The following is a 13003-nucleotide window of genomic DNA, read 5'->3' on the forward strand; positions in this document are numbered from 1 at the left end:
TACCCAGAGTTTCAAGGTTTAAGAAAGCCTCTGAACTTAGTTTAGAACCTACACCTAGGCCTAACATGATAGTAACTATGTTAATCAAAGCATTTTGCGCTGTATCACTAAGACGATCAACAACACCAGACTCTTTCATCAGGTTACCAAAACAGAACATACCTAAAAGTGGAGCCGCTGATGGTAGGAACATTGCAGCCAATAAAGTTACTACGATTGGGAAAACAATCTTTTCAACTTTAGATACTGTACGTAACTGAACCATTTTAATTGAGCGCTCTTCTTGCGTTGTCATTGCACGCATGATTGGCGGCTGAATCAGAGGAACCAACGCCATATAAGAATAAGCAGCAACAGCAATCGCACCTAATAGATCTGGCGCCAATCGACTAGCAACAAAGATAGCTGTTGGGCCATCTGCTCCACCGATAATACCGATAGCAGCCGCATCCGCGAGACTGAAATCCATAATACCAAATGAGCCAAGAAGCACAGCACCAATCACAGTCGCAAAGATACCAAATTGCGCAGCAGCACCTAATAAAAGTGTTTTAGGGTTTGCCAACATTGGACCAAAGTCAGTCATAGCCCCTACACCCATAAAGATAAGCAGAGGGAATAGACCTGTTTCAATACCGCCATGGTAAATGTAGTACTGCAAACCACCCGGTGTTACCAGGTGTCCAGCAGCATCATATACTGGCGCATCCATGAAGCCTGCGCCTGGAATATTTACCAAGATTGCACCAATACCGATTGGCAATAACAATAGCGGCTCAAAGCCTTTTTTGATTGCAAGAAAGACTAACAATAAGCCCACCGCAATCATGAACGCTTGACCAAACTCAAGTTGGTAGATACCTGTATCGTGATACAGGTTGAGTAATTTACTTTCCATTCTGACGAAACCTCTACAGAGTTACTAAGGTTTGACCCACTTGAACTGAGTCACCTTCTTTCACTTGGATATTTCCAATCACACCACTCTTAGGTGCAGAGACTTCAGTCTCCATTTTCATTGCCTCAAGAATGAAGATTGTCTCGCCTTCTTCAACCTGTTGGCCTGGAGATACAAGAATTTTAAAGATATTGCCAGCTAAAGGTGCAGGAACTGGCTCACCTGTAGCGACTGGGGCTGCTGCCACAGGTGCTGCTGCAGAAACACCTGTAGGTTGAATATTCGTTACATCACCGCCATCAGCGACTTGAACAACATATTCCTGTCCACCCACACTTACAGTGTAAACACTTGCTTCACCAGGAGTGGCAGTTGGTGCAGCTGCAACTTCAGGCTCTGTACCTGGTACTGGCTCAAATGCATCTGGATTATTACGATTTTCGATAAACTTAAGACCAATTTGAGGAAATAGAGCATAAGTCAAAACATCGTCGATTTGCTCATCAGACAGCTTCAAGCCTTTCTCTTTAGCGATACCTTCAAGTTCAGCTGTCAGCTTGTCCATTTCATCTTCAATTAAATCAGCTGGACGACAAGTAATTGCTTCAGCGCCATCTAACACTCTAGCCTGTAGCTCAGCATTAAACTCTGCTGGCGCTGCACCGTACTCACCTTTTAATATACCTGCAGTTTCTTTTGAAACAGATTTATAGCGTTCACCAGTCAGTACGTTTAGTACTGCTTGTGTACCAACAATTTGAGAAGTTGGTGTTACAAGAGGGATCATACCTAGATCTTCACGTACACGTGGAATCTCAGCTAAAACATCATCAAACTTATCAGCAGCACCCTGCTCTTTAAGTTGTGACTCCATGTTTGTTAGCATGCCACCAGGCACTTGTGCAATTAGAATGCGTGAATCTGTACCACGTAAAGAACCTTCAAATTTCGCATATTTTTTACGCACATTACGGAAATAAGCTGCAATTTCTTCAAGCAAACCAAGATCCAAACCAGTATCACGATCAGTTCCCTGAAGCGCTGCAACAACTGATTCAGTTGCACTATGACCATAAGTCATCGACATAGAAGAAATTGCAGTATCAACACGGTCGATACCTGCTTCAATAGATTTAAGGATTGTCATATCTGACAAGCCAGAAGTAGCATGTGCATGTAACTGAACTTCTAGATCAGTTTGCGCCTTTAGAAGTGACACTAATTCAAATGCATCATAAGGTGTCAAAATACCTGACATATCCTTAATCGCGATAGACTCAGCACCCATATCTTCTAGACGCTTCGCGTAATCAACCCAATTTTTAGTGGTATGAACATGACTCTTTGTATATGAGATCGTACCTTGTGCATGTTTCCCCATACCCTTAACCGCTTTAATTGCCGTTTCTAGGTTACGTGGATCATTCATGGCATCAAAAATACGGAACACGTCAACACCATTAGTAGCAGCGCGTTCTACAAATTTACTGACCACGTCATCAGCATAATGACGATAGCCCAACAAGTTTTGACCACGTAGCAACATTTGCTGTGGTGTATTTGGCATCGCTTTTTTCAATTCGCGAATACGATCCCATGGATCTTCGCCAATGAAACGAATACAGGAGTCAAACGTAGCGCCGCCCCAAGATTCAAGCGACCAATAACCTACTTGATCCAACTTTTCTGCAATCGGCAGCATATCATCGATACGCAGGCGTGTTGCAAATAAAGATTGATGAGCATCGCGAAGCACAACATCAGTAATGCCAAGAGGTTGCTTGCTTGTTGTCATAATTTTCAGCCTCTAAAAATGGTGTAGATAGTTAAGTTAGAATTATATTATTGTGATTTAGCTCTGTGCTGATGAATTGCCGCAGTTATGACTGCAGTCAATGTCGCATCAACTGTTCCAGCAGGTGCTGGTGTAGGAGCCGCAAATTTCTTAGCCTGAATCTCTGGCTCAGCTTCGGGAAAATACTTATTCAATAAAGACGACATATAAGAGGTTGCAACAATCAGAATCACAAGAAATGTGAATACAAATCCCATTCCTAATATCATCAATCCTAAACCGTCTTCAACTAATGTGTTCATTTTATCCCCCTGGCTAAAGGTTAATCATCTTGCTTGAAGCCCACTTATGTGATCATATTCACACCAGTAGCAGACTACTTGTATTTGGTTGTGTTCATTTTTACCACAAACCAGAACAGTTTCATATTTTTTTTGCATAACAGTTTGGTTATTTGTGATACACACACGACTTAATACCCCATTTTTGCCCCACAACAGCTCACAAAACACCCAACCCCGTCTAGCAGTAGCACCAATGGAAGGCATTATGGAACATACCATGCGCCAACTTTTGTCTAAAATCGGCGGAATGGACTACTTTGTATCCGAATTTGTGCGGGTAACTCAATACCCAGTACCAGCACACACATTCACCAGAATGGTGCCGGAGAACTCTCATCAAGCCCATACCATTTATAACCACCCAGTACACACTCAACTACTAGGCAGCAACCCTGAAACGATGGCATTAAGCGCACTTAATGCCATTCAATCGGGTGCAACACATATAGATATCAATTTCGGTTGCCCAGCGAAAAGAGTAAACGGCCATGGTGGTGGATCCTTTTTATTGCAAAGTCCAAACAATCTATACGAAATTGTCAGCTCGATCAGACAAGCACTACCTGAACACATCCCTCTCTCAGCAAAAATCAGATTAGGCTTTGAAGATGAAACCCTCCTCTTTGAAAACGTAGATGCTATTGAAAAAGCAGGTGCGACGAAGCTGGTAATACACGGCCGCACTAAGAAAGATGGCTACAAGCCACCTGCTCGCTGGGAAAAAATAGGTCAGATCAAATCAAAAACAAATATGCACCTTGTTGCCAATGGAGACGTCAAGTGCATCAAGTCTTTACTTGCCTGTCAGGCCATCACAGGATGCGATGAATTCATGATAGGCAGAGGGGTATTAGAAAACCCATTTGTTTTCCAAGAAATAAGACGCGCACTCGCAGGCCTTACTGCCATAGACTACAGCCAACAGCTACCTGAACTCTTTGAAACCTACTATCAATTATTAGAAGGCCATTACGATGAAGTCCCTAAACTCGGCAAACTAAAACAATGGTGCGGAAGTTTAAGAAAGCACTTCCCTATTATTGAACAGAATTTGAAACCACTCAGACAAAGCCATTCCGTCAGTGAATTCTTTCAACAAGTAGAAAACTACATCAAATAATATTAAGTAGTCATGGAAGACTATCTACCTCCTCTCCCAATCAAGTAAACACCACTCCCTCAATCTAACCCAAGAACTGAAACCACAAATTCACAACTCGCGACAACACACTTAGAAATAAAACCAACAAACATACTGTAGGAAAACAGGAAACAGGAAACAGGAAACAGGAAACAGGAAACAGGAAACAGGAAACAGGAAACAGGAAACAGGAAACAGGAAACAGGAAACAGGAAACAGGAAACAGGAAACAGGAAACAGGAAACAGGAAACAGGAAACAGGAAACAGGAAAACGATTTTGATGAGTTTGGGAGAAATTGCTAGTTTTTTTTGAAAAAGAAAGAATGGTGCATCCGGGAGGATTCGAACCTCCGACCGCTCGGTTCGTAGCCGAGTACTCTATCCAGCTGAGCTACGGATGCAGTAATCTTTTTTGTAAATTGCTAGGTTTACGAGGTGGGGAGTAAATGGTGCATCCGGGAGGATTCGAACCTCCGACCGCTCGGTTCGTAGCCGAGTACTCTATCCAGCTGAGCTACGGATGCACAACAGAAACTTACCTATAATCTAGAACTGGATTTTCTAGAAGAATTTCGACATTTTAAATGGTGCATCCGGGAGGATTCGAACCTCCGACCGCTCGGTTCGTAGCCGAGTACTCTATCCAGCTGAGCTACGGATGCATCAGAAAAAATGGCGGAGAGTGAGGGATTCGAACCCTCGATGAGTGTTAACCCATACTCCCTTAGCAGGGGAGCGCCTTCGGCCACTCGGCCAACTCTCCGTTACACGCACAAGAGAAATAAAAAACTTCTCCGTAACAAGTGCGGCGTAGTATATATTGCTATTCTAAGATGTAAAGACTTTTTTTAAATTAATCTTCAACTTCTTGTTCATCTTGCTCTTTTTGGATGCGAAGGTAGATTTCTTCACGGTGAACAGACACATCTTTTGGCGCGTTAATACCGATGCGTACCTGATTACCTTTAACACCAAGTACAGTTACAGAGACTTCGTCACCAACCATTAGAGTTTCACCAACACGGCGCGTAAGTATAAGCATAGGTTTCTCCTTTAATATCCTTTAATGAAGCGATTTTGAGGAAATCACCTCGTTTCTTTGTAAGAAATGACTTACAAAGCGAATTGTAGCGTCTAGATGAAAAATACGCCAATATTTTCACCTAGACTTTTTGCTTATACTTAATTTCGTCTCAAATACTAACTATTCAGCTTCAGCCTTAACGCCAGTTCCGCTTAATTCAAAAGAAGAATGCAAAGAGCGTACAGCTAACTCCATGTATTTTTCATCGATAATAACGGACACTTTAATTTCAGAAGTAGAAATCAACTGAATATTAATAGACTCTTCTGCCAATGCCTTAAACATGGTACTTGCTACACCAGCATGAGAACGCATACCAACACCGACAATAGATACCTTCGCTATTTTAGCGTCACCTACTACACCGCGCGCACCAAGCTCTGCCTGAATAGCCTGTAGGATCTCCATAGCCTGATCAAACTCGTTACGATGCACAGTAAAGGTAAAGTCTGTTGTTCCGTCCGCAGAGACATTCTGAACAATCATATCTACTTCGATATTCGCATCACTGATAGGCACCAAAATTTTAGACGCAATACCTGGAATATCAGGCACGCCTTGCAAGGTTAGTTTGGCTTCATCTCGGTTAAACGCAATTCCAGAAACAGCTGGTTGTTCCATATCTTCATTCCCCTCAGTTGTAATCAATGTGCCTTCACCTTCAGTAAAACTAGAAAGCACACGTAAAGGCACTTGATACTTACCAGCAAATTCAACAGAACGAATTTGTAGAATCTTTGAGCCCAAGCTCGCCATTTCCAACATTTCTTCGAACGTAATCTTATTCAAACGACGAGCACTATCCACAACCCGAGGATCAGTCGTGTATACACCGTCAACGTCAGTATAAATCTGACACTCATCCGCTTTTAGAGCAGCAGCCAAGGCAACACCTGTTGTATCAGAACCACCACGACCAAGAGTCGTGATATTGCCTAATTCATCAGCCCCTTGGAAACCAGCAACAACAACTACACGACCCGCATCTAAATCCGTACGCATAGCCTCAGTATCAATTTCTTGAATACGTGCCTTACCATGCGCGCTATCAGTCGTAATACGCACTTGAGAGCCCGTATAAGAACGCGCATCAAGACCACGATTTTTTAATGCCATAGACAGTAAAGCAATAGTAACTTGCTCGCCTGTTGATAACAGCACATCCATCTCTCTTTGATCAGGTACTTCTTGCATACTCTTAGCCAAAGCAACCAAACGATTAGTTTCGCCACTCATTGCCGAGACGACAACAACTACATCATCACCTTGCTCACGGTGCCTTTGCACTCGATCAGCTACGGCCTCGATACGCTCAACAGAGCCTACCGATGTGCCGCCATATTTTTGAACTAACAACGCCATAGTTTTTTATTTAAACCCACATTATTTGCCTTTACGGCATTTTTTTTACAATTTACTCACGACCCAAGGTTGTACAGATGCTAACGCCTCTGGCAAACCTGCTGGATTATTACCCCCAGCTTGTGCCATATCTGGTCGACCGCCCCCACGACCATCAACCAAAGGTGCTACCATCTTAATTAGATCGCCAGCTTTTACCTTTTTCGTCAATTCTTTAGTAACACCTGCTATCAGGCTTACTTTTGAATCATTAACACTTGCAAGCAGAACAACACCAGACTCAAGTTGACTCTTCAACTCATCCAACATGTCTCGTAATGCTTTTGGATCTTCCACATCAACCTGAGCAACCAATAGTTTACCACCATCGATTTCAACAGCTTGAGAGGCTAAATCAGAGCCAGCTTGCGCAGCTAACTTAGCTTTAATCACATCAAGCTCTTTTTGTAGTACTCGGTTCTGATCAGAAAGTGCTGTCACTTTCTCAATCATATTATCTTTATTGCCTTTCACCAAAGCCGCAACTTGTTGTACTGATTTCTCAGTTGCACGGGCATAGTCAATTGCAACTTTACCTGTAATAGCTTCAATACGACGGACACCCGCAGCAATACCACTTTCAGCTACAATCTTAAATACGCCAATATCACCAGTACGCTTAACATGAGTACCACCACAGAGTTCAACCGAGTAATCACTACCCATTGTCAATACTCGCACTTGGCTATCATACTTTTCACCAAAAAGAGCCATAGCACCTTTGGCTTTCGCACTTTCGATATCCATGACTTCAGTAAGAACTTCATGATTAAGACGAATTTGCTCATTTACCATATCCTCTACTTGCTCTATTTCAGCAGCAGTGACACCTTCGAAATGAGAGAAGTCAAAGCGCAAACGCTCAGCATCACATAAGGAGCCTTTTTGATGAACATGATCACCAACAACACGGCGCAATGCTTCATGCATCAAGTGAGTAGCTGAGTGGTTTAAGCCAGTCGCAGCTCGCAGACTTGCATCAACAGCAGCAGTCAAGATATCTCCAACACTCACACTACCTTCACGTAGTTCGCCGTGATGAAGGTGAGTTTTTCCCTGTTTAGTTGTATTAGCCACACTAAATGCGCCATTACCACGAAGCCAACCTTGATCACCAACCTGACCACCAGATTCACCATAGAATGGAGTCTGTTTTAAAATGATGATGCCTGATTGCCCAGCAGACAAAGTATCCACTTTTTCTCCATCGAGAATGAGAGCTTCAACTTCACACTTGTCAACCAACTCATTGTAACCAGTAAACTCTGTATCACCTGCTTCAATACTACCTGACATATCCATAGTGAATTGGCTTGCTGAACGAGCACGATTACGCTGTTCTTCCATTGCTTTTTCAAAACCTTCATCATCAATTTCTAGGTTTCGTTCACGAGCTACATCATTGGTAAGGTCAGCTGGAAACCCGTAGGTATCGTACAGTTTAAAGACCGTTTCACCAGAAATTGTTTTCTTATCACCAAGCTCTGCAATCGCATCATCAAGAATACGCATTCCTTGCTCAAGCGTTTTGGCAAATTGTTCTTCTTCTTTTAACAAGATAGCCTGAATACGGCCTGCAAGTTTTGTTAATTCTGGGTATGCCTCTCCCATTTCAACAACAAGTGCAGAAACAAGCGTATTAAAGAAGGCTTGTTTTTGACCTAATTTGTGACCATGACGAATAGCACGACGCACAATACGACGTAATACATAACCACGACCTTCGTTAGAAGGCACAATGCCATCCACTATCATGAAGCAACAAGAGCGAATATGGTCAGCAATTACGCGCAGTGATTGAGCTTCTAAATCTTCAGTTCCTACTGCTTTAGCTGCAGCCTTAATCAAGTTTTGGAACATATCAATTTCATAGTTGCTATGAACGCCTTGTAGAATGGCAGCGATACGCTCAAGCCCCATACCAGTATCAATAGAAGGCTTAGCTAGCGGGTTCATAGTGCCATTTGCATCACGATTGAACTGCATGAATACAACATTCCAGATTTCAATAAACCTGTCGCCATCTTCTTCAGGAGAACCTGGAGGCCCACCCCAAATATGCTCACCATGATCATAAAAAATTTCGGTACAAGGGCCACAAGGACCTGTGTCGCCCATTTGCCAGAAGTTATCAGATGCGTAACGAGCACCTTTATTATCACCAATACGTATGATGCGATCTTCTGGAACACCAATTTTTTGAGCCCAAATATCCCAAGCTTCATCATCATCGGCATATACAGTCACCAACAATTTTTCAGTTGGTAGTTTCAGCACCTTGGTCAAAAACTCCCAAGCATACTGAATCGCATCTTCTTTAAAGTAATCACCAAAGCTGAAGTTACCCAGCATTTCAAAAAAAGTATGATGACGTGCGGTATAGCCTACATTCTCAAGGTCATTATGCTTGCCACCGGCTCGCACACAACGCTGAGAGCTTGTCGCTCGTGTATAAGGACGATCATCAGTGCCTAGGAAAACATCTTTAAATTGAACCATACCCGCGTTGGTGAACAACAGGGTCGGATCATTTCCTGGGATTAATGAACTTGAGTCAACAACTTGATGCTGTTTACTCTCGAAATATTTTAGAAATGACTGACGTAGCTCTGAACTCTTCATTTTCAGGGGAGACTCTATATTGTTGCTTGGGCGATAAATTTAGTTTTCTCTGACTTTATGCAGAGAAAAAGTTAAGACAGAAAAGCACAAAATAGTACACGGAAAATACAGTGCTTTTCAAAAGAAACTGAGTGTTTTTGTGATTTTTTTCATTTATTGCGCTTTTAAGAGCAATAACAGGAAAGAACGACTTTAAAAGGTAGGTTTTTTAGGTAAAAAGTCTGGCTCACTTTTATTGAAGAGTGAGCCAGCAAATAAGAGAGTGGTTATTTGTGATACTGACGTTTAGCTCGACCAGTCATTCGAGTCACAAGTTCATAAGCGATCGTAGATGAATGGGCAGCAACCACCTCAACAGGGTTCCCTTCCCCCCAAAGCAATACATCATCACCTACTTGCGTATAGGGAAGAGAAGTCACATCCAGGGTAATCATGTCCATAGACACACGCCCAGATATATAGCATACATTTTGGTTTACTAATACGGGAGTTTGATGATCAGCCATACGTGGATACCCATCGCCATAACCCACTGCCACAGTCGCAATTCTACTTTGCCCCTGTGCAACATAAGCTCTGGCATAACCTACCGCCTCACCATCTGCGATATCTCTAAGAGAAATCACCTTACTTGTTAGTGTCATAGCAGGCTTTAAACCCAATGTTTGTGCGCTAATATCATCAAAAGGTGAAATACCATAAAGCATAATACCCGGGCGGATCCAACCACCCTCTGGCAAAGCCCATTTAAGTGTTGCAGCGGAGTTGGCAACACTTGTTTCTAAATCAGGAAACTGAGAACGTGCTTGATTAAAAATCGTCAATTGCTCAGGCGTTGCAGAGCTAGCGAGGTCATCTGCACTAGAAAAATGTGTCATTAAGACAAGCTCACCTAGATTCTCAGAAGACACTAACTTGTCTATGTAAGGAGCAACATTATTAGGCTCAACACCAAGACGGTGCATACCAGAATCTATCTTAAGAAAGATCTTACCTAATTTAATATTCGCAGCTAGAAAGCCCTCTAACTGAGTGTCATTTTCTACAGCTACCCAAAAATTAAAATCTTCACACACCTGCCATTCAGATGCCTCAAAGACCCCTTCTAATAATAAGATGGGAGATTGAACATTTGCTTCTCTTAACTCAAGTGCCTCTTCAATCGCTGCAACAGCAAAAGCGTCAACAGTTTCATCTAAATACTGAGCAACTTGAACAGCACCATGCCCATAAGCATTCGCTTTCACAACCGCAAAAGCTTTAGCCTTCGGTTGTAATTTTTTAGCTAAATCATAGTTATGCTTAATCGCAGCAAGATTAATATGCGCTGTTAATGGCCGGGCCATCTTTCACCTCATTTATGAACAGGGTTGCAATCAAAGTAGACAAAACTATTTTTACACATATTTTGCAGTTTAATAATCTTAATATACCAAATATTTCAGACCATAACTCCATCCAAATAACATTTTTAAGTGAATTAGACTAATATAATTTATTTCATTTTCTCATTACTAATGTAACATTCTAATCAAATAAATCTGAGCTGAAAGCAATAATGGACATCCTAATACAAATAAGAGAGTCAGCACTTAATATGTTGGCACGAAGGGAGCAAAGCCAATATGAACTAAGGCAAAAACTTCGCTCACGCTTTAAAGATAACTATGAAGATATAGAGCATATTTTGCTCAAGTTAATAGAAGACAAGTATCAAAGCGACCAAAGGTTTTGCGAGTCATATATTCGTTATAAACAACAAAGTGGTTATGGGAAAATACGTATATTAGGTGAAATCAAGCAAAAAGGAGTGGATCAAGCAATCATAACGCAAAGCTTTGATGAATCTGATCTCGACTGGTTCGAATCGGCACTTAAAGTTAAATTGAGTAAATTCGGCTACCAAGTAAGTCAAGACTACCAAACTAAAGCGAAACAATATCGTTATCTACAATATAGAGGCTTTACATCAGACCAGATCAACTATGCCATTCAGGAAGATGTGAATGACGTATAACTAAAATTGAACTCATGATTATAACTTTAGATAGATGTAACGTCATTTATTGGCAATATTTTTAAGAAAAAACCTACTACATTTACAATAAGGAAGATAAGAATTTATCTTCCATTTCCGCGTAATCTTGTTTCATTTTCATTATTCGTTCATCAATTTCGCCAATCTTTTTTTGCAAATCAACAGCTTCATTAGTGCCGACATTATTTCTATCAAACTCTTTTCTCATCGTATTTATTTCGGCCTCTAATTCACTGTTTGCTTCCTCTAACTGAATTGAATCCTGCCTGTCAATTGACTCTACTCTTTGACTTTGTTGCATAACGTATTCAGATAGTTCAGCTAGCCTAGTTTGCAATTCAGCACTCTTTTTTTGTTCAGCCTCTAATTCGAACTCCAACATTTCAACAAACATTTCAGATTCACTCATCATCAACTTAAATGCTGTCACCTTTTCGGCTAACTCAGTTGCATAGGCTTGTGACTCATCATTTAATGGCGCGGCATCTAACTGCTGCTCCATATTATTTAAACTGGCTTGTTTCTGAGAAAAGATGGATTGCATATTCGTTACTTCAGTGTCTTGTGATTGGCTCACAAGCTGTAACTCATAATCTTTCTCATTGACTAGTCGGTCATGTTTTTGGGCATCCTGACTCAGTCTAGATTTCACCATCTGCAAGCTTTCTAGTTTTAATTCTAATCGAGAGAGTATCTGTTTTTTATCAGACAAACTTTTTTCCAGTTTTGCCACTATGATGTCATAGTCAATTTTATATTTACCACTCTCTTGTTGCTCTTTAGTCTCTTTAACAATCTGTTTTAATTCATTTATTGTATTCGCTTGATACTCTGCCACCGCTTTCAGTTCTTCAATTTTATCACCAAACTCGTTTTGTAATGGTGCAATAAAGTCATCAAGCTCACTGCTATTTAAAAAAAGTTCGAGTGCTAATTGATACTCTTCAGATATCTCGTCAGGCGCCTCCTTCAAAGCTCGAAGCTTTGCTCTAATCGCATTTTCAAGCTGATAGACTTGGACCAATTCAATCCTCATCTCAGCAAGCTTCACATCAACCTCTGGTTCTGCTTCCAACTCTGACTTCATACGATCAAATTTTTCATTTAATTCAGCATTAACGCTCATTTTGGACATAAGAAGCTGATTCTTATGTTCTATATCCTTATCAATGGCTTGCGCTAAACTTCTCTGTGCTGCAATTTTCTTAACTAAAGACTCTAGTATTTCAGAAAAGCCGTTCTCTTGAGTAAGTGGTATAAATTGTTCTAATTTTTGATCTATTTCCTGCACACTCACATCTTTATTAACAAGCTGAGTTTCTAAATTCAAAAACAATTCCCAACAATCCAGTATTGCCACTTTCAATCTATCTTGCCCAACCAAAGACTGCTTTAGCTCACTCACTATGACTTTCTGCTGTTCCAATAACGCCAAAACATTTACTTGTGTTTGCAACTTAGCATCAAGCTGTTTCGGTTCGGCCTTCACGTTACCCACGACTGTATTGTCATCATTTTCTGACGGTTCTTTATCTTGGCTTTTTTTCGCGGCGATATAAGTCCACAAGGCGTAAATAAAAAAAACTGTCGATAGCAGCAATAAAAAGCCTAGAACGATAATCAATGTTGTCATTAAAAAAACCAATACAAGTTAAGTGGTAATAAACTAGTGTTTCAAA

Annotated in this window: 10 protein-coding genes and 4 tRNA genes (1 of these 14 cut by a window edge); 2 read left to right on the plus strand and 12 right to left on the minus strand. The window is 41.1% G+C overall.

Features of this window, described 5'->3' with window-relative positions:
• The 3 genes in view from Q0A08_RS13260 to Q0A08_RS13270 are tightly spaced (at most 47 nt apart) and all read right to left on the minus strand, a layout consistent with a single transcriptional unit that may run on beyond the window.
• Window positions 1-898, minus strand: the 5' portion of a protein-coding gene (locus Q0A08_RS13260; protein WP_438462018.1) for a sodium ion-translocating decarboxylase subunit beta. It extends 275 nt beyond the left edge of the window; the window shows 898 of its 1173 coding nt (coding positions 1-898); its start codon is at window positions 896-898; the stop codon falls past the left edge of the window.
• A 13-nt stretch (window positions 899-911) separates the two neighbouring features.
• Window positions 912-2693: a sodium-extruding oxaloacetate decarboxylase subunit alpha gene (gene oadA / locus Q0A08_RS13265; protein WP_438462019.1), complete on the minus strand. Its 1782-nt coding sequence runs from the start codon at window positions 2691-2693 to the stop codon at window positions 912-914.
• Window positions 2694-2740: 47 nt separating this feature from the next.
• The gene (locus Q0A08_RS13270) at window positions 2741-2995 is read right to left on the minus strand and encodes an OadG family protein (RefSeq protein ID WP_438462020.1); all 255 of its coding nucleotides are present in this window, start codon (window positions 2993-2995) and stop codon (window positions 2741-2743) included.
• 235 nt (window positions 2996-3230) lie between these two features.
• Here Q0A08_RS13270 and Q0A08_RS13275 point away from each other — a divergent pair, with 235 nt between their 5' ends.
• On the plus strand, window positions 3231-4157 hold the full coding sequence (locus Q0A08_RS13275; RefSeq protein WP_438467637.1) for a tRNA dihydrouridine synthase: 927 nt from the start codon (window positions 3231-3233) through the stop codon (window positions 4155-4157).
• A gap of 346 nt (window positions 4158-4503) precedes the next feature.
• On the opposite strand, the gene Q0A08_RS13280 is transcribed toward Q0A08_RS13275, so the two are convergent.
• The 8 genes from Q0A08_RS13280 to alr form a co-directional block, all read right to left on the minus strand.
• Window positions 4504-4580 (minus strand) — tRNA-Arg (locus tag Q0A08_RS13280).
• 46 nt (window positions 4581-4626) lie between these two features.
• A tRNA-Arg gene (locus Q0A08_RS13285) sits at window positions 4627-4703 on the minus strand.
• Window positions 4704-4764: 61 nt separating this feature from the next.
• Window positions 4765-4841, minus strand: a tRNA-Arg gene (locus tag Q0A08_RS13290).
• An 11-nt stretch (window positions 4842-4852) separates the two neighbouring features.
• Window positions 4853-4942: transfer RNA gene (locus Q0A08_RS13295), tRNA-Ser, on the minus strand.
• Between the two features lie 90 nt (window positions 4943-5032).
• Window positions 5033-5221 carry a carbon storage regulator CsrA gene (gene csrA / locus Q0A08_RS13300; protein WP_046017879.1) on the minus strand — a complete coding sequence of 63 codons (189 nt, stop codon included), beginning with the start codon at window positions 5219-5221 and terminating at the stop codon, window positions 5033-5035.
• Window positions 5222-5383: 162 nt separating this feature from the next.
• The gene (locus Q0A08_RS13305; RefSeq protein ID WP_438462021.1) at window positions 5384-6625 is read right to left on the minus strand and encodes an aspartate kinase; all 1242 of its coding nucleotides are present in this window, start codon (window positions 6623-6625) and stop codon (window positions 5384-5386) included.
• Between the two features lie 45 nt (window positions 6626-6670).
• The gene (gene alaS / locus Q0A08_RS13310; RefSeq protein WP_438462022.1) at window positions 6671-9286 is read right to left on the minus strand and encodes an alanine--tRNA ligase; all 2616 of its coding nucleotides are present in this window, start codon (window positions 9284-9286) and stop codon (window positions 6671-6673) included.
• 266 nt (window positions 9287-9552) lie between these two features.
• Complete coding sequence (gene alr / locus Q0A08_RS13315; protein ID WP_438462023.1) at window positions 9553-10632, minus strand: alanine racemase; 1080 nt, start codon at window positions 10630-10632, stop codon at window positions 9553-9555.
• A gap of 212 nt (window positions 10633-10844) precedes the next feature.
• On the opposite strand from alr, the gene Q0A08_RS13320 reads away from it, so the two are divergent.
• Window positions 10845-11303, plus strand: a complete 459-nt coding sequence (locus Q0A08_RS13320; RefSeq protein ID WP_438462024.1) for a regulatory protein RecX — start codon at window positions 10845-10847, stop codon at window positions 11301-11303.
• A gap of 82 nt (window positions 11304-11385) precedes the next feature.
• Here Q0A08_RS13320 and Q0A08_RS13325 read toward each other — a convergent pair whose 3' ends face one another.
• A complete protein-coding gene (locus Q0A08_RS13325; protein ID WP_438462025.1) occupies window positions 11386-12957 on the minus strand; it encodes a hypothetical protein in 1572 nt (523 codons plus the stop codon).
• Between the last annotated feature and the right edge of the window lie 46 nt (window positions 12958-13003).

It is taken from the genome of Marinomonas sp. PE14-40, from assembly GCF_051623805.1.
GTDB lineage: Bacteria > Pseudomonadota > Gammaproteobacteria > Pseudomonadales > Marinomonadaceae > Marinomonas.